The 15,861-nt window shown below is 60.1% G+C and carries 18 protein-coding genes; 7 read left to right on the forward strand and 11 right to left on the reverse strand.

Annotation, left to right across the window (positions count from 1 at the left end; genetic code table 11):
* Positions 1–89 precede the first annotated feature (89 nt).
* The 4 genes from CPH89_RS12265 (at position 90) to CPH89_RS12280 (ending at position 3,731) form a co-directional block, all read left to right on the forward strand.
* A complete protein-coding gene (locus CPH89_RS12265) occupies positions 90–890 on the forward strand; it encodes a transporter substrate-binding domain-containing protein (protein ID WP_053253927.1) in 801 nt (266 codons plus the stop codon).
* 211 nt (positions 891–1,101) lie between these two features.
* Complete coding sequence (locus CPH89_RS12270) at positions 1,102–1,899, forward strand: transporter substrate-binding domain-containing protein (protein WP_053254192.1); 798 nt, start codon at positions 1,102–1,104, stop codon at positions 1,897–1,899.
* Between the two features lie 145 nt (positions 1,900–2,044).
* Positions 2,045–3,004 (forward strand): amino acid ABC transporter permease, encoded by a 960-nt coding sequence (locus tag CPH89_RS12275; protein ID WP_053253928.1) that lies wholly within the window; start codon positions 2,045–2,047, stop codon positions 3,002–3,004.
* Positions 2,997–3,731: an amino acid ABC transporter ATP-binding protein gene (locus tag CPH89_RS12280; RefSeq protein ID WP_053253929.1), complete on the forward strand. Its 735-nt coding sequence runs from the start codon at positions 2,997–2,999 to the stop codon at positions 3,729–3,731. Before CPH89_RS12275 ends, CPH89_RS12280 begins: the two co-directional genes overlap by 8 nt.
* A gap of 5 nt (positions 3,732–3,736) precedes the next feature.
* Here the strand turns inward: CPH89_RS12280 and CPH89_RS12285 are convergent, their stop codons facing one another.
* From CPH89_RS12285 to ubiE, 11 genes are all read right to left on the reverse strand, one after another.
* The gene (locus tag CPH89_RS12285) at positions 3,737–5,644 is read right to left on the reverse strand and encodes a methyl-accepting chemotaxis protein (protein ID WP_053253930.1); all 1,908 of its coding nucleotides are present in this window, start codon (positions 5,642–5,644) and stop codon (positions 3,737–3,739) included.
* 172 nt (positions 5,645–5,816) lie between these two features.
* Positions 5,817–7,733, reverse strand: coding sequence for a methyl-accepting chemotaxis protein (locus tag CPH89_RS12290; protein WP_053253931.1), 1,917 nt, complete (start codon positions 7,731–7,733; stop codon positions 5,817–5,819).
* A gap of 186 nt (positions 7,734–7,919) precedes the next feature.
* Positions 7,920–8,627 (reverse strand): 16S rRNA (uracil(1498)-N(3))-methyltransferase, encoded by a 708-nt coding sequence (locus tag CPH89_RS12295; RefSeq protein ID WP_053253932.1) that lies wholly within the window; start codon positions 8,625–8,627, stop codon positions 7,920–7,922.
* On the reverse strand, positions 8,624–9,415 hold the full coding sequence (tatC, locus tag CPH89_RS12300; RefSeq protein WP_053253933.1) for a twin-arginine translocase subunit TatC: 792 nt from the start codon (positions 9,413–9,415) through the stop codon (positions 8,624–8,626). The genes CPH89_RS12295 and tatC overlap by 4 nt, the downstream gene beginning before the upstream one ends.
* Positions 9,412–9,831, reverse strand: coding sequence for a Sec-independent protein translocase protein TatB (gene tatB / locus CPH89_RS12305; RefSeq protein WP_053253934.1), 420 nt, complete (start codon positions 9,829–9,831; stop codon positions 9,412–9,414). The genes tatC and tatB overlap by 4 nt, the downstream gene beginning before the upstream one ends.
* A gap of 10 nt (positions 9,832–9,841) precedes the next feature.
* Positions 9,842–10,120, reverse strand: coding sequence for a twin-arginine translocase TatA/TatE family subunit (locus CPH89_RS12310; RefSeq protein ID WP_012721795.1), 279 nt, complete (start codon positions 10,118–10,120; stop codon positions 9,842–9,844).
* Positions 10,121–10,145: 25 nt separating this feature from the next.
* Entirely contained in the window at positions 10,146–10,478 is a 333-nt protein-coding gene (locus tag CPH89_RS12315) for a phosphoribosyl-ATP diphosphatase (RefSeq protein ID WP_053253935.1), read from the reverse strand.
* A gap of 2 nt (positions 10,479–10,480) precedes the next feature.
* The gene (gene hisI, locus CPH89_RS12320) at positions 10,481–10,873 is read right to left on the reverse strand and encodes a phosphoribosyl-AMP cyclohydrolase (RefSeq protein WP_012721796.1); all 393 of its coding nucleotides are present in this window, start codon (positions 10,871–10,873) and stop codon (positions 10,481–10,483) included.
* A gap of 41 nt (positions 10,874–10,914) precedes the next feature.
* A complete protein-coding gene (gene ubiB, locus CPH89_RS12325; protein ID WP_053253936.1) occupies positions 10,915–12,519 on the reverse strand; it encodes a ubiquinone biosynthesis regulatory protein kinase UbiB in 1,605 nt (534 codons plus the stop codon).
* Entirely contained in the window at positions 12,516–13,139 is a 624-nt protein-coding gene (locus CPH89_RS12330; RefSeq protein WP_053253937.1) for a ubiquinone biosynthesis accessory factor UbiJ, read from the reverse strand. Before CPH89_RS12330 ends, ubiB begins: the two co-directional genes overlap by 4 nt.
* A complete protein-coding gene (gene ubiE / locus CPH89_RS12335; protein WP_003171186.1) occupies positions 13,139–13,909 on the reverse strand; it encodes a bifunctional demethylmenaquinone methyltransferase/2-methoxy-6-polyprenyl-1,4-benzoquinol methylase UbiE in 771 nt (256 codons plus the stop codon). Before ubiE ends, CPH89_RS12330 begins: the two co-directional genes overlap by 1 nt.
* 144 nt (positions 13,910–14,053) lie before the next feature.
* Here ubiE and CPH89_RS12340 point away from each other — a divergent pair, with 144 nt between their 5' ends.
* From CPH89_RS12340 to CPH89_RS12350, 3 genes are all read left to right on the forward strand, one after another.
* Positions 14,054–14,329: a polyhydroxyalkanoic acid system family protein gene (locus tag CPH89_RS12340; RefSeq protein WP_053253938.1), complete on the forward strand. Its 276-nt coding sequence runs from the start codon at positions 14,054–14,056 to the stop codon at positions 14,327–14,329.
* Positions 14,330–14,434: 105 nt separating this feature from the next.
* A complete protein-coding gene (locus tag CPH89_RS12345; protein ID WP_053253939.1) occupies positions 14,435–14,857 on the forward strand; it encodes a phasin family protein in 423 nt (140 codons plus the stop codon).
* A 12-nt stretch (positions 14,858–14,869) separates the two neighbouring features.
* The gene (locus tag CPH89_RS12350; RefSeq protein WP_053253940.1) at positions 14,870–15,787 is read left to right on the forward strand and encodes a phasin family protein; all 918 of its coding nucleotides are present in this window, start codon (positions 14,870–14,872) and stop codon (positions 15,785–15,787) included.
* Positions 15,788–15,861: the final 74 nt, after the last annotated feature.

The following is a 15,861-nucleotide window of genomic DNA, read 5'->3' on the forward strand; positions in this document are numbered from 1 at the left end:
GAAACAAAAGACCTTTGTTCGAGACGTATTGCCGTGCCTTTTGCTGGGGTAGGATCGCCCCCCATATTGACGAGGCTGCGGGGGGATTCATGATCAACAGGTATTATTCGGCATGGCTGATCGGCGTTGCCGCATTGGCGTGTGTCGGCTGGGTGAATGCTGGCGCCCTGGAGGATGCCGTTCGGCGTGGCGTGCTTAAAGTTGGCACCACGCCCACCTACGTGCCCTTTGAAATGACGGATAAACAGGGGCGTATCGTCGGCTTTGAAGTCGATTTGCTCCAGGCGATGAGCCAAGCCTTGGGGGTCGAGCTGGAGTTGGTGGCGGTGCCCTATACCGAGTTGCTGCCGGGCCTGATGGCAAAAAAGTTTGACCTGATTGGCAGTGGCATGACGGTGACGCAGGAGCGCAACCTTAAACTCAATTTCAGCGACTCCTTTATCGTGGTGGGCCAGACCGTACTGCTGCATCCGAGCCTTGCGGGCAAGGTTTCCAGCATAGAAGACCTGGACGAAGCGGGTTACCGGATCGCCGCCATTGAAGGCACTACGGGGGAAGCCGCGGCGCAACGTTTTCTGGGCGCCGCTCGCCTGCGCAGTTTCGCCACGCCGGAAGAAGGCGTGCGGGAGGTGGTGGAGGGCAGGGCCGATGCTTTCATTCATGACGCGCCCTACAACCTGATTGCGATGGCCAGGCCGGAAAACCACACACTCTTTGCACTTGAGCAGCCGTTTACCTTTGAGCCCCTGGCGTTCGGCCTGAAAAAAGGTGATTACGACAGCCTGAATTGGATCAACCATTTCCTCAATCAAATAGCGCAGGACGGCACCTACGATCAGTTGCATGACAAGTGGTTCAAGGACACCACCTGGGTGGGGGAGATGGACTGATCGTCATAACTGTTTACACATCAATCAGTTGCCTGCGCACGTGTCTACGCCCGTGCTTCTCTGCACCGTTGTAGGGCTTTTCCGACATACGCCGATAACATTTACCTGTGAAACCTTTGTGACGGGCAGCGAGTGGGTTAGGATCGCACCCCGAAATGGTGCAGCCCTTTTGCGCGCCGACCTTACAAGCAATGGTTCAGGGGACGTGATGATGAAAAAGTATCTTTCGAGGCTGATGCTCGGCGTCACCGCGCTGGTCGCCGTCACTGCAGCGCATGCTGGCGCCATCGACGATGCGGTCAAGCGCGGCACGCTGAAAGTCGGCATGGACCCGACCTACATGCCGTTCGAAATGACCGACAAGCGCGGTGAAATCATCGGTTTCGAAGTCGACATCCTCAAGGCCATGGCCAAGTCCATGGGCGTCAAACTGGAGCTGGTCTCCACCGGTTATGACGGCATCATCCCCGCGTTCCTGACCGGCAAGTTCGACATGATCGGCAGCGGCATGACCCTGACCCAGGAACGCAACCTGCGCCTGAACTTCAGCGAACCCTTCATCGTGGTCGGCCAGACGTTGCTGATTCGCAAAGACCTGGAAGGCACCATCAAGTCCTACAAAGACCTGAACGACGAGAAATATCGCCTGACCTCCAAGCTCGGCACCACCGGTGAGATGATCGCCAAAAAGATGATCTCCAAAGCCAAGTACCACGGCTATGACAATGAGCAGGAAGGCGTGCTGGACGTGGTCAACGGCAAGGCCGATGCCTTTGTGTATGACGCTCCGTACAACGTGGTTGCCGAGAAAAAAGTCGGCAACGGCAAGCTGGTGTTCCTGGACGAGCCCTTCACCTTTGAGCCGTTGGCGTTCGGCCTGAAAAAAGGCGATTACGACAGCCTCAACTACATCAACAATTTCCTGCATCAGATCCGTAACGACGGCACCTACGATCGCCTCCATGACAAGTGGTTCAAGAGTGCCGAGTGGCTCAAGGACATGGAATAAGCCAGGCTGAATACCGAGTCGCGCCTTTCGCGAGCAAGCCCGCTCCCACACTTGACCGCATTCTCATGTTGGAACTCGGTCAAGTGTGGGAGCGGGCTTGCTCGCGAAAGCGGCCTGACAGGCGACATCAATCCCGGAAGCTGAAATGAAACAGAAAAAAGCCCAATGGCCCTGGCACCTGCTGACTGTGGCCGTGCTGGTTGGCCTGGCTGGCGCGTTGTACTACGCCACCTCGCTGATGTCCTACGAGTGGCGCTGGAACCGTGTGCCGCAGTACTTCGCCTATCAGGCGGAAACCTCGCAACGTGCCGCCGACATCTCCACCGTCATTGAACTGGTGCGCAACGGCGACGTAGCCCACGTGACGCTGCGCAATGACGCCGGTGCCGAACAAACGCTGACGGTTGCCGACAATAGCCTGCAAGTGGCGCGCGGTGACGACGTGGCTGAAGGCGATGTGATCGGCGTAACCCGGCATTGGGCGCTGGGCCCGCTGATGTGGGGCTTGTGGACCACCTTGTGGCTGTCGGTCATCTCCGGAATTCTGGGGCTGGTGATTGGCCTGGCGACCGGTTTGTGCCGTCTGTCCAGCAACCCGACCCTGCGCGATCTGTCGACGATCTACGTCGAACTGGTGCGCGGTACGCCGCTATTGGTGCAGATTTTTATTTTCTATTTCTTCATCGGAACGGTGCTTAACCTGTCCCGGGAATTCGCCGGGATCGCCGCGTTGTCGCTGTTCACCGGCGCGTATGTGGCGGAAATCGTCCGCGCCGGCGTGCAGTCCATCACCCGTGGCCAGAATGAAGCCGCACGGTCCCTGGGTTTGAGTGCCAGCCAGTCGATGCGTCACGTGGTGTTGCCGCAAGCGTTCAAGCGCGTGTTGCCGCCGCTGGCCGGGCAATTTATCAGCCTGGTGAAGGACACGTCGCTGGTGTCGGTGATCGCGATTACCGAGCTGCTCAAAAGCGGCCGTGAAGTCATCACCACCTCGTTCTCGCCGTTTGAAATCCTGTTCTGTGTGGCAGGTCTGTACCTGTTGATCAACCTGCCGCTGTCGAAAATTGCCAGCCGGCTTGAGCGGAGGCTCGCGCAAAGTGATTGAAGTCCGCGATCTGGTAAAAGTCTTCGACACCCGTGGCCACGTGGTGCGCGCGGTGGACCACGTCACCACCCAAGTCGCCAAGGGCGAAGTGCTGGTGGTGATCGGCCCTTCGGGGTCGGGAAAATCCACCTTTCTGCGCTGCCTTAACGGGTTGGAGGCGTTTGACGCAGGCTCAGTGAGCATCGACGGCCTGCAACTGGCCGACCCGAAAACGGATGTGAACGCCTATCGCCGCGAAGTCGGCATGGTGTTCCAGCACTTCAACCTGTTCCCCCACATGACCGTGCTGGAAAACCTCTGCCTGGCGCAAAAAGTCGTGCGCAAGCGCGGCAAGAAAGAGCGCGAAGCCAAGGCGCTGGCACTGCTGGAAAAAGTCGGCATTGCGCAAAAGGCCAACGAATTCCCCTCGCGTTTGTCCGGTGGTCAGCAACAGCGGGTGGCGATCGCCCGTGCGTTGGCCATGGAACCCAAGGTGATGCTGTTTGATGAGCCCACCTCGGCGCTGGACCCGGAAATGGTCGGCGAAGTGCTGGACGTGATGAAGACCCTGGCTCTGGAAGGCATGACCATGGTCTGCGTCACCCACGAGATGGGCTTTGCCCGCGAAGTGGCGGACCGGGTGTTGTTCTTCGACCATGGCAAGTTGCTGGAAGACGCCTCACCGGCGCAGTTCTTCGAGGCGCCGAAAGACCCGCGGGCCCAGGCCTTTCTGCGCCAGGTGCTGTAACGGTTTTACACCCTGAACTTGCCCACCCAACCCTGCAAGTCCGAGCCCAGGCGCGCCAGTTCGACACTGGCCGCTGCGGTCTCCTGACTGGCGGTCGAGGTCTGTTCCGACACATCCTTGACCTTCAGCACGCTGCGATTGATCTCTTCGGCCACTGCGGTTTGCTCCTCGGCAGCGGCGGCAATCTGAGGGTTCATCTCCTGGATCACCGAGACCGTGCGAGTGATATTGGCCAGGGCGTCCCCCGCGCGGCGGGTCAGTTGCACACTGTTATCGGTGAGGCTGCGACTGTTGTCCATGATGTCGGCGACCTGCTGTGTACCGCGTTGCAGGCTGCCGATCAGTTCTTCAATTTCCTCCGCCGACTGCTGGGTGCGTTGCGCCAGGCTGCGTACCTCATCGGCAACGACCGCAAAACCTCTGCCGGCTTCACCGGCGCGAGCGGCCTCGATGGCGGCGTTGAGGGCCAGCAGGTTGGTTTGCTCCGAGACCGACTTGATCACCTCCAGCACACTGCCGATCTTCTGGCTTTCCTGCCGCAGCCCTTGCATGGCCTGGCTTGAGTGAGCCATCTCTTGGGCCAGGTGTTCGATATGAGTAATCGCCTCGGCCACCACCTGGTCGCCCGCGCTTGCCTGTTGATCGGCTTCGGTGGCAGCGTTCGAGGCTTGCTCGGCGTGGCGTGCAACTTCCTGGGAGGTGGCGAGCATTTCATTCATGGCCGTGGCCACTTGTTCGGTTTCCTGTTTCTGCTCCTCGACGCCAGCGCGCGAATGTTCGGTCACGCTGGACAACTGCTCGGCAGCGCTGGCGATCTGTCGCGCACTGTCGCCGATGCCACCGATCAAGCCGCGCAGGTTGAGCGTCATTTGCCCGATGCTGCGTTGCAGTTGCCCCAATTCATCGCGGCGAGTGGTGGTGATGTCCTGGCTCAGATCGCCCTCGGCGACTCGATTGGCAGCCAACAGCGCATGGTGCAGCGGTTTGACGATCTGCATGGCGATCAGCCACGCGGCCAGTGCGCCCACTAACAGTGCCGCTGCGGTGACATTGAGCAGCAAGGTGCGAGCGATGCCAGCTTCTTTGTCACGCTTGGCGGTTTGGTCCTGGCTCAACAGGTCGCTTTCCGTGAGCAACTGATCCAGCCATTGCTCAAGCTGGTTCTGGGTGGTCTCGGTGGTGAGCTGGGCGTCCTTGAGCCGCGCCAATTGCTTGCGATAGTCGAGCAACGCGCTCTTAAGCGCGACGTTGTTAACGGGCAGTGTCATCACGGTGGCCTCTGCGCGGTCGAGTGCCTGGATCGATTCATCGACGCCTTTGGCGTAACTGTCCAACGAAGCCGCAGCCCAGGCGGGGTTGCGCGCGCGGTCTTCGGCTTGCTCCATGGCTTGCCGCAGTTGCTCTACGGCATCGAGGGCTCTTTCGTCGTCCTGATTGGGCAGGTCACTGGACAACTGCGCCAGCACGTCGCTGGCCTGTACCGCGCCAAGCTTGAGCTGTTCCTGCGCGGTTTCGCGCTGTTTGATCAAATTTTCCAGGCCACCCAAGGCGGTTTTGAAGCCGGTCGCAAAGCGGCGGCTTTGTTGCAACTGCTGTTGATTGATCGGGTCGGAAAAACGCGGCGAAAGCGTCACCAGCAGGCCGTCGATTTTTTCGATATGCAAACCAATTTTGACCAGGCTCGCCGGGTCGCTGAGGGTTCGGTAAACGATACGATCGGCGCGCAGCTCTTCGCCGACGACCGCCAGTTGCGAGAGGATGGTCAGCTTCTGAGAGCGTGCGAGCGAGGCGTCCAACGCTTGCCAGCCCGTGGACGCGATGACCAGGCTAAGACAGAGCACCAGGCCAAAGCCCAGGGCAAGTTTGAGGGTGATGCCGAGATTGCCTAACAGGCGGGTCAGTGGACGAATCATGGTAAACCTCCAACGAATCAAAAGGAGCGTTTCGACGGTCCGGCTGACAGCGGCCAGGGAAGTTGAAACGCTACTTTTATTCGGCGCTAGGTGTGTAATCCACGACCTGAAAAGCGCGTAGGAAATTTCACAAGCTGTGAGGGCGACGGCCATGATGGCCGTCGCGACGGGATCAAACCTTGAAGCGGCCGACCAGGGTTTGCAGATAAATCCCCAGGCGCGCCAGTTCCGCACTGGATGCAGCGGTTTCTTCACTGGCCGAAGAGGTCTGTTCAGAGACATCACGCACATTCAGTACGCTGCGGTTGATCTCTTCGGCCACGGCACTTTGTTGTTCGGCGGCGGTAGCAATCTGCGAGTTCATCGCCTGAATGGTCGAAACCGTGCGCGTGATATTGCCCAGTGCGTTACCGGCACGCCGGGTCAGCTCGACGCTGCTGTCGGTCAGGCCACGGCTGTTGTCCATGATGGCCGCGACCTGCTGGGTGCCGCTTTGCAGGCCGACGATCAGTTCTTCGATCTCTTCGGTGGACTTCTGGGTGCGCTGGGCCAGGCTGCGTACCTCATCGGCCACCACGGCAAAGCCACGTCCGGCTTCGCCGGCACGTGCCGCTTCAATGGCGGCGTTGAGTGCCAGCAAGTTGGTTTGCTGGGCCACCGATTTGATCACGTCGAGCACGCTGCCGATCTTGTCGCTTTCGCGTTTCAGATGGCCCATGGCCTCGGTGGAATTGCCGACCTCGGTGGCCAGGCGCTCGATCTGGGCGATGGCTTCGCCGACCACCTTGTCACCCTCGCGCGCCTGCTGATCCGCCGCGACAGCCGCCTCCGAGGCTTCCTCGGCGTTGCGTGCCACTTCTTGCACAGTGGCGGCCATTTCATTCATGGCGGTGGCCACTTGGTCGGTCTCGATCTTCTGGCTGTTGACCCCGGCGCTGGTCTGCTCGGTCACAGCGGACAGTTGTTCGGCGGCGCTGGCGATCTGGGTGACGCCTTCGCTGATGCCTCCAATCAGCGTGCGCAGCCCGAGGGTCATGCTTTGCATGGCGCGTTGCAGTTGGCCCAGTTCGTCCTGGCGCGTGGAGTTCAGGTTGTGGCTCAGGTCGCCGGAGGCGACGCGCTCAGCGACATTGAGGGTCTGGTTCAGCGGAATAACGATCTGACGGGTGATGGCCCAGGCGGCGACGATGCCGAAGATCAGCGCCAGCACGGTGGCCAGCAGCAACAGTTGCTTGGCGTGTGCGGCATCGGCATCGCGCACGGCTGTTTGGGACGTGGTGAGTTTCTCACTGTGGCCCAGCAGGATGTCGCCTTGGGCGATCATGATTTTCAGGGCCGCAGCGCTGGCGACCTGGGAGTCGCGGTATTGGCTGACGGCGCCGCGGTAGGCCTGCAGGGAGGTGCTGGCCTCTTGCAGGTTGGCCTGATACTGGGCCGGCAATTGGCCCTGGAGTTCGGTAATTTTCTTCAGGGCATTGTCGATAGCGTCCAGGGCCGGCTGTTCGGCCTCCGTCTTGCCGCTGTAGGTGTAGCCGCGAACCTGGAAGCGTGATTGCTGGATCAGCTTGCTCAGATCGACCACGCTGTTGAACTGCGTGATGCTATCGCCTTGCAGCAAGGCGGCTTCGATCTCCTTGATCTTGGCCACGGCGTTGTCGGCGGTGTCGCCGAGCTTGCTGCGGGCGCCTTCGCGCTTCAGACCCGCCTGCACCATGGTGGCGAAGGCCTTTTTGTATTGGTTCAAGGCCTCCAGTTGCTGTTCTACCAGGGCCTTGTCATCGGGTTGCTCGATCAGGGTTTGGGCCGTTTTCAGGCCGTTGTCCAGCTGCGTGAGCAGGCCGGTGACCGCGTCCGTGCCCTGTTCGCCGCGACGCATGTCAAAGTCCAGACGCGCCAGGCGCAGGTCTTTGGTCAGGCCGTTGAGGCTGGAGATGAAGCCCAGTTTGTCGCCGCGATTGATCACATCGCCCAGGCCGGTCCAACCCGTGAAGGTGATCAACAGCGTCAGGACCAACACCAGGCCAAAGCCAATGCTCAGCTTGCGATTGACGCTCACATTCCCGAGTTTTTCGGCTAACCAACGATACATACGGCGAACTCCCTTTGAACAAGGCTTGGACTTATTCAGAGGCTATCGGCAGCGTAGGAAGATTCTGTAGTAACGCCAATCCACTGTGGGAGCGGGCTTGCTCGCGATAGCGGTGTACCAGTGGCAGATAGTCTGACTGATCCACCGTTATCACGGGCAAGCCCGCGCCCACAGGGTTTGGCGTTGTTAGAAGAGGCGGGCGAGCAGGGCGGTGACGGCGGTTTCTACGCGCAGGATTCGTGCGCCAAGTTGCACCGGTTGTAAACCGGCTTTGGTCAGCAGCTCCACCTCGTAAGGAATCCAGCCACCTTCCGGGCCGATGGCCAGGGTCACAGGCGTATCCAGCCCACGCGGGCAGGCCGGGTAATCACCGGGATGGCCGATCAGGCCCAGGGTGCCGTCGGTCATGGCGGGCAGGCGATCTTCGACAAACGGTTTGAAGCGTTTTTCGATAATGATGTCGGGCAGGACGGTGTCCCGTGCCTGTTCCAGGCCAAGGATCAGTTGCTCGCGAATCGCCTCGGGCTCCAGAAACGGAGTTTGCCAGAAGCTCTTTTCAACCCGGTAACTGTTGACCAACACCACCTTCGGCACGCCCATCGCGGCCACGGTTTGCAGCACCCGGCGCAGCATCTTGGGGCGTGGCAGGGCGAGCAGCAGGGTCAGCGGCAGCTTGGCCGGCGGCGGTTGTTCAAAGCTGACTTGCAGCTCGGCTTCGCTGGCTTCCAGGCGCAGCAGTTGCGCATTGCCCATCAGCCCGCCGATGCGCCCGACGCGCAGGTTGTCACCCACCGCAGCGCGGTGGACTTCCTGCATGTGCACCAGGCGCCGATCACGCAATATGACCCGGTCGGCCGCGATAAAGTCGGCCTCTTCAAGTAGCAGCAGGTTCACGGCTGCGTCGCTGGCGGCTGGTCGTCGTCGACGGGTTGGTCATCCGGGTGGTCGCCACGCTTGCTGATCAGGCTGCCAAACAGGATGCCGATCTCGAACAGCATCCACATCGGCACAGCCAGCAGGGTCTGCGAGAAGATGTCCGGCGGCGTAAGGATCATGCCGACCACGAAGCAGCCGATGATGACGTACGGGCGGATTTTCTTCAGGTATTTGACGTCGACCACACCGATCCACACCAGCAGCACCACGGCCACCGGGATTTCGAAGGCCACGCCGAAGGCGAAGAACAGCGTCATCACGAAGTCGAGGTAGCTGGTGATGTCGGTCATCATCTCCACGCCGGCCGGGGTGGCGGCGGCGAAGAATTTGAAGATCAGCGGGAACACCAGGAAATAGGCGAAGGCCATGCCGGTGTAGAACAGCAGGATGCTCGACACCAGCAGCGGCACCGCGATGCGCTTCTCATGCTTGTACAGGCCCGGTGCGATAAAGCCCCAGATCTGATGCAGGATCACCGGAATCGCCAGGAACAGCGAGACCATCATGGTCAGCTTCAACGGCGTCAGGAACGGCGACGACACGTCGGTGGCGATCATCGTCGCGCCGGCCGGCAGGTACTGGCGCAGCGGCGTGGAGACGAAGGTATAGATTTGCTGGGTAAAGGCGAACAGCCCGGCAAAGATGATGAAGATGGCCGCTACGCAACGCAGCAGGCGGGTACGCAGCTCGGTGAGGTGCGAGACCAGCGGCATGTGATGGTCGTCTTCCGGTTTATCAGCGCTCATGGGGCTCGCGGCGGCAATGTAGGGTCATGGGGAGCGGGCGACGCAACGGGCGTCGGCGCTGGCTCGGTCGGGGTGTGAGCGGGCGGCGTGGGGGTGTGTTCCACCACCGGCGCAACGTCGGCCACGGGCGGTGGCGCGATGCTGTGCTCGGCCGGTTTGGTCGGCTCTTGCACCGGCGACAGAATCTTCCGCGCTTCCTGCTCCAACGACAGAATATGTTCGTTGTGCAATTGGCGGCGGATTTCGTCGGCGCCGATTTCCCGTTCAACTTCCTGTTTGATGGCGTTGAAACTGCGTTTCAGGCGCCCGATCCAAAGGCCGGCCGTGCGTGCGGCACCGGGCAGGCGTTCCGGCCCCAGTACCAGCAGGGCCACGAGGCCGACGAGGAGCAGTTCAGAGAAGCTGATACCAAACATTAGTCAGTGCTCACGAGTCTTTGCGGGTCGGCTCTTCGACTTTTTCAGCCTGCACGTCGAAAGTACGACGCTCGGTGATCGGCTGGGTCGCCTGCGGGTGCACAGGCTGGGCCGGAGGTACCGGGTTGACGACCGGGTCAGCGGGCTTTTCATCATCGTTCATGGCTTTACGAAAGCCCTTGATCGACTCGCCCACGTCGGTGCCCAGGTTCTTGAGTTTCTTGGTGCCGAACACCAGAACGACCACCACGAGAATGACGATCCAGTGTTTCCAGTCAAAAATGCCCATGCTGCAATTCCTCTGTAAAAGTTATTCAGGCGGACGGGCGCGAGGCCTTTTCGACGTGCCCGGACAAGCCGAAGCGACGGTCCAGTTCATCCAGCACGGCCTGTGGATGCTGCCCCAGTTGGGCGAGCATGACCAGGCTGTGGAACCATAAGTCAGCGGTTTCGTAGATCACATCGCTGCAATCACCGCTGATCTGTGCGTCTTTGGCGGCGATGATTGTCTCGATGGATTCTTCGCCGAGTTTTTCCAGAATCTTGTTCAGGCCCTTGTGGTACAGGCTGGCGACATAGGAGCTGTCGGCGTCCGCGCCTTTGCGGTCTTCCAGCACTTGGGCCACACGGTTCAGGGTATCGCTCATGTTCAATGTCCTGCCGAGTAAATGGCGTGCGGGTCTTTAAGCACCGGTTCCACAACCTTCCATTCGCCATTCTCGAACACGCGATAGAAGCAGCTGTGACGGCCGGTGTGGCAGGCGATGTCGCCGATTTGCTCGACCTTGAGGATCACCACGTCGGCGTCGCAGTCGATGCGCATCTCGTGCAGGGTTTGCACGTGCCCGGACTCTTCGCCCTTGCGCCACAGTTTGCCACGCGAACGTGACCAGTAAATGGCGCGCTGCTCAGTGGCGGTGAGGCTCAGGGCCTCACGGTTCATCCAGGCCATCATCAATACGCGCCCGGTCTTGTAGTCCTGGGCAATGGCCGGCACCAGGCCGTCACTGTCCCACTTGATCTCGTCCAGCCAGTCTTTCATGTTCGGCTCCGGCAATTTGCGACAGTGTATAACCGGATGGGTTATCGACGCACGATCAGATAAACACCCACGGCGACCATGATGCCCGCCGGCCAATGCCCCAATTGGTTCAGCGGCCCGCCAATGGCCAGCATCACGCCGCCGACCAGGTGCGCAGCACCCAGCAGGCGCAGGAACCAGTCGTCCTTGCGCGTTTGCCAGGGCGGCGCAGGGTCTTTGGCGTGGGGTTGTGACATGCGCTCCAGCAGGTCGCGGGTCATGTTGGCCAGGTGCGGCAGTTGCTCCACTTGGCTTTGCAGGTTGCCCAGCAGGGTTTTCGGGCTGACGCGCTCGCGCATCCAACGTTCGAGGAACGGCTGCGCGGTATTCCACAGGTCGAGGTCCGGGTACAACTGACGGCCCAGGCCTTCGATGTTGAGCAGGGTCTTTTGCAGCAATACCAGCTGCGGCTGCACTTCCATATTGAAGCGGCGCGCGGTCTGGAACAGGCGCATCAGCACCTGGCCGAATGAAATATCTTTTAACGGTTTTTCAAAGATGGGTTCGCACACCGTACGGATCGCCGCTTCGAATTCGTTGAGCTTGGTTTCCGCCGGCACCCAGCCCGAATCAATGTGCAACTGCGCCACGCGGCGATAGTCACGCTTGAAGAAGGCGAACAGGTTACGCGCCAGGTAATCCTGGTCTTCCGGGGTCAGGCTGCCGACGATGCCGCAGTCGATCGCAATGTACTGCGGGCTCCACGGGTTCACGGTGCTGACAAAGATGTTGCCGGGGTGCATGTCGGCGTGGAAGAAGCTGTCGCGGAACACCTGGGTGAAGAAAATCTCCACCCCGCGTTCGGCGAGCATCTTCATGTCGGTGCGCTGGTCTGCCAGGGTGGCGAGGTCGGTGACCTGCACGCCGTAGATGCGCTCCATCACCAGCACTTTCGGGCGGCACCAGTCCCAATACACCTGGGGCACGTACAGCAGGGGCGAGCCTTCGAAGTTGCGCTTGAGCTGGCTGGCGTTGGCGGCTTCGCGCAGCAGGTCGAGTTCGTCGTAGATGGTTTTTTCGTAGTCGGCGACCACGTCCACCGGGTGCAGCAGGCGCGCATCGGCAGAGAAACGTTCGGCGGCGCGGGCGAGGATGAACAGCCACGCCAGGTCCTGGCCGATGATCGGCTTGAGGCCCGGGCGAATCACCTTCACCACCACTTCTTCGCCGGTCTTGAGCTGCGCGGCGTGCACTTGTGCGACCGAGGCCGAGGCCAGTGGGTCGATGTCGAAGCGGCTGAACACTTCGCTGATCTTCTTGCCCAACTGCTCTTCGATCAGCTTCATCGATTGCTGGGAGTCGAAGGGCGGTACGCGGTCCTGCAACAGCATCAGTTCGTCGGCAATATCTTCCGGCAGCAGGTCGCGCCGCGTGGAGAGGATCTGCCCGAATTTGATAAAGATCGGCCCCAGGTCCTGCAACGCCAGGCGCAGGCGCGCGCCACGGCTCAGCTCCAGCGGCTTGCGCGGGAACCAGCGCCACGGCAGTACATAACGCACCGCCAGCAGAAACCACGGCAAGGGCAGGGCGAACAGCAGGTCATCGAGGCGGTAGCGGATTACGACGCGCTGGATACGAAACAAACGGCGGACGGCGAGCAGCTTCATGCGTTATCGCTTGGATCAAGGGACCGGCTCAGGCGCTCGAAGCGCGCCTCAAGGCGTTCCAGGTCGATTTTGGCCTTGTCGAGTTCGCGAAAGCGCGCTTGCGCTTCCCGTTGCCCAACCAGGGTGCGCGATTCTTCGCTCAGGTATTCGGCGAGGTTCTGGTTGAGGCTGGCGAACCCCTGCTGGTACCAGCGCGAGCGGCTGCGCAGGTGCCCGCTGATCAGCTGGGTGGCGACGGGGCCGATCCAGCGCGACAGCTCGTATTCCCAATCCAGTTCCAGGTCCTGCAGCACGGCGGCCAGGTCCATCAGCACCGCGCTGTCGCCTTCCAGCTCCACTTCTGGGCTGTGCAGGATGGCGGTTTTATGGCGACTCAGCGCCAGGTGCAACAGGCTCGACGCCGGCGCACGCAGGGTGCAATCGGCCTCGGCGGCCCAGGCGCTTGCGAGCAGCAGGCCTTCATCGCTGGGCAGGATAAACAGCTGCAAGGCGGGGCTGCGGCAATCGACGGCAATGATTTTGCCGTTCAAGTGCGCGAGCCGCGCCAGGGCGGTGCTGTCCAGGCGCAGCACACGGTTGAGGCCGTGTTCAACGCTGGCGAGAAGACCGGCGAACAGCATCAGGGCTTGATACCGCGATGCAGGGCGACGATACCCGAGGTCATGTTGTGGTAAGTCACGCGGTCGAAACCGGCTTCTACCATCATCGACTTGAGGGTTTCCTGGTCGGGGTGCATGCGGATCGATTCAGCCAGGTAGCGGTAGCTTTCGGCGTCGTTGGTGATCAGCTTGCCCATCAGCGGCATGAAGGCGAACGAGTAGGTGTCGTAGACCTTGGACATCAGCGCGTTGGTCGGCTTGGAGAACTCCAGTACCAGCAGGCGGCCGCCCGGCTTGAGTACGCGCAGCATCGAGCGGATCGCGTCCTCTTTATGGGTCACGTTGCGCAGGCCGAAGGCGATGGTCACGCAGTCGAAATGGTTGTCCGGGAACGGCAGCTTTTCCGCATCGGCCTGGACGAACTCGATATTGCCGGCCACACCTTTATCCAGCAGGCGATCGCGGCCGACCTTGAGCATCGAGCCATTGATGTCCGCCAGCACGACCTGGCCGGTAGGGCCGACGAGCTTGGAGAATTTGGCCGCCAGATCGCCCGTACCGCCGGCGATATCCAGCACGCGGTTGCCGGTGCGTACGCCCGACAACTCAATGGTGAAGCGCTTCCACAGGCGGTGCATGCCGCCCGACAGCACGTCGTTCATCAGGTCGTACTTGGCGGCTACGGAGTGGAACACCTCAGCGACTTTTTCCGCTTTCTGGCTTTCCGGGACGTTCTTGAAACCGAAGTGAGTGGTGGGTTCGGCATCGCTGCCTTTGCGCTGATCAGTCATATCGCTGTCACCAAAAGAGAATGCGGGACATGATAATCCCCAAGGCCTGCTTTGTCTTGGCAAGGCTGAAGGTAAGATAGACGGTCACCGAGACCTTTTGCCGCATGGCAGGTGTTCCAGTCGCTATAAAGAGGAGTCATAGCAATGGCCCGTATTACCGTTGAACGTGCACACACCCTGGGTAAGGACGGCGCGCGCGCGAAGGCCGAGAAGTTGGCGAACAAACTCAAGGAGCAATATGGCCTGGAGCCATCGTGGTCCGGCGATACCTTGAACCTCAAGCGTTCGGGGGTTAAAGGCACTGTGTTGGTTGCGGATGATTCGTTGCGTATTGATGTGGAACTGGGACTGTTGATGTCGGCCATGAGTGGCACTATCAAGTCTGAAATCGAGAAGGCCCTGGATAAGGCATTGGCCTGATCGCTGTGTTCTTAGGGTGCCGATTCTAATTTTTCACCCTACTTTGTGCCCAAGCCCTCAACTCCTGCGGGCCGTTCCTCGACCCTAATCTGCGTGAGGTGCACCATGGCCAAAGTTATTTTGAAGAAAAAAATCGACGTTCAGTCTACCGCCCTGAGTGACGTTAAAAGCTATGCCCGCAAGATCTGGCTGGCGGGCCTTGGTGCCTATGCCAAGGTCGGCAGCGAGGGTGCCGAGTACTTCAAAGAGCTGGTTAAGTCTGGTCAACATGTTGAAAGTAAAGGCAAAAAAGTTGTGGTTGAACAACTTGATGCCGCCAACAGTCAGATTGACCAAGTAAAGAGTAATGTCTCAAGCGTCAAAGGCCTGGTTGAAGTTCAACTGGATAAAGTTGAAAAAGCTTTTGACACGCGTGTTGCAAGTGCCTTGAATCGAATCGGCATTGCGTCTAAACATGACGTTGAGACACTCTCTGCTAAGCTCGAAGAGCTGACGGCATTGCTAGAACGTGTCGCGCGTAAACACTAAGGAGACATCGGGATGGCTGTTAAAAAGACTACTCAGAAAGAAGGCAGCTCGTGGATCGGGGAAGTTGAAAAATATTCCCGTAAAATCTGGCTTGCTGGTTTAGGCGTGTACTCGAAGGTTAGCAGTGACGGCGGCAAATACTTCGAGACGTTGGTCAAGGACGGCGAGAAGGCCGAGAAGTTGACCAAGAGCACAGTCGGTAAAAAAGTAGAGGCGGCAAAAGCGAGCGCCGATTCTGCGAAATCGAGCATTTCGGATACCTGGGGCAAGTTGGAAGAGACTTTCGACAAGCGTCTCAACAGTGCTATTTCGCGATTGGGCGTGCCCAGCAAAGCGGAACTGAAGACGCTGCACAGCAAGGTCGATACCCTGACCAAGCAAATCGAAAAACTCACCGGTGCCAAAGTGGCCCCGGCTAAAACGGCAGCCGCTAAACCTGCTGCCAAGCCTGCCGCTAAAACCGCCGCTGCCAAACCCGCTGCGAAAACCGCGGCCAAGCCACTGGTTAAAGCGCCAGCCAAGCCTGCGGCAAAAACCGCTGCTGCCAAACCGGCCGCCAAGTCGGCAGCCAAGTCGGCAGCCAAGCCAGTGGCGGCGAAAACCGCTGCCAAGCCAGCGGCTAAACCTGCAGCCAAGGCAGTCGCCAAACCGGCCGCGAAGCCAGCCGCTAAAACAGCAGCGGCAAAACCCGCTGCTGCAGCAAAAACCGCAACAGCAAAACCTGTGGCTGCCAAGCCAGCGGCAAAACCAGCCGCCGCCAAGAAGCCCGCGGTCGCGAAAAAGCCCGCAGCGCCAAAGCCTGCCGTCGCGGCCAAGCCCGCAACCCCAGCGCCAACCGCGTCGACAGCCAACTCGGTGTCCGCGCCGACGCACGCTGCTACTGCCCCGACTGTCACGCCGGCAACGCCGACGTCATCCAGTCAGTCCTGATTTTTTCAGGGCACAACAAACGCCCGGCCTGTGAAGGTCGGGCGTTTTTTTGCGACTTTATGAACACCTCAAAT

The organism is Pseudomonas fluorescens (assembly GCF_900215245.1).
GTDB classification, from domain to species: Bacteria; Pseudomonadota; Gammaproteobacteria; order Pseudomonadales; family Pseudomonadaceae; genus Aquipseudomonas; species Aquipseudomonas fluorescens.

Bases quoted from the DNA above. Each gene is read 5' to 3' on its own strand.
- CPH89_RS12265 (WP_053253927.1), top strand. From the start codon at position 90: ATGATCAACAGGTATTATTCGGCATGGCTGATCGGCGTTGCCGCATTG.
- CPH89_RS12270 (WP_053254192.1), top strand. From the start codon at position 1,102: ATGAAAAAGTATCTTTCGAGGCTGATGCTCGGCGTCACCGCGCTGGTC.
- CPH89_RS12275 (WP_053253928.1), top strand. From the start codon at position 2,045: ATGAAACAGAAAAAAGCCCAATGGCCCTGGCACCTGCTGACTGTGGCC.
- CPH89_RS12285 (WP_053253930.1), bottom strand. From the start codon at position 5,644: ATGATTCGTCCACTGACCCGCCTGTTAGGCAATCTCGGCATCACCCTC.
- CPH89_RS12290 (WP_053253931.1), bottom strand. From the start codon at position 7,733: ATGTATCGTTGGTTAGCCGAAAAACTCGGGAATGTGAGCGTCAATCGC.
- tatC (WP_053253933.1), bottom strand. From the start codon at position 9,415: ATGAGCGCTGATAAACCGGAAGACGACCATCACATGCCGCTGGTCTCG.
- tatB (WP_053253934.1), bottom strand. From the start codon at position 9,831: ATGTTTGGTATCAGCTTCTCTGAACTGCTCCTCGTCGGCCTCGTGGCC.
- CPH89_RS12310 (WP_012721795.1), bottom strand. From the start codon at position 10,120: ATGGGCATTTTTGACTGGAAACACTGGATCGTCATTCTCGTGGTGGTC.
- CPH89_RS12315 (WP_053253935.1), bottom strand. From the start codon at position 10,478: ATGAGCGATACCCTGAACCGTGTGGCCCAAGTGCTGGAAGACCGCAAA.
- hisI (WP_012721796.1), bottom strand. From the start codon at position 10,873: ATGAAAGACTGGCTGGACGAGATCAAGTGGGACAGTGACGGCCTGGTG.
- ubiB (WP_053253936.1), bottom strand. From the start codon at position 12,519: ATGAAGCTGCTCGCCGTCCGCCGTTTGTTTCGTATCCAGCGCGTCGTA.
- CPH89_RS12330 (WP_053253937.1), bottom strand. From the start codon at position 13,139: ATGCTGTTCGCCGGTCTTCTCGCCAGCGTTGAACACGGCCTCAACCGT.
- ubiE (WP_003171186.1), bottom strand. From the start codon at position 13,909: ATGACTGATCAGCGCAAAGGCAGCGATGCCGAACCCACCACTCACTTC.
- CPH89_RS12340 (WP_053253938.1), top strand. From the start codon at position 14,054: ATGGCCCGTATTACCGTTGAACGTGCACACACCCTGGGTAAGGACGGC.
- CPH89_RS12345 (WP_053253939.1), top strand. From the start codon at position 14,435: ATGGCCAAAGTTATTTTGAAGAAAAAAATCGACGTTCAGTCTACCGCC.
- CPH89_RS12350 (WP_053253940.1), top strand. From the start codon at position 14,870: ATGGCTGTTAAAAAGACTACTCAGAAAGAAGGCAGCTCGTGGATCGGG.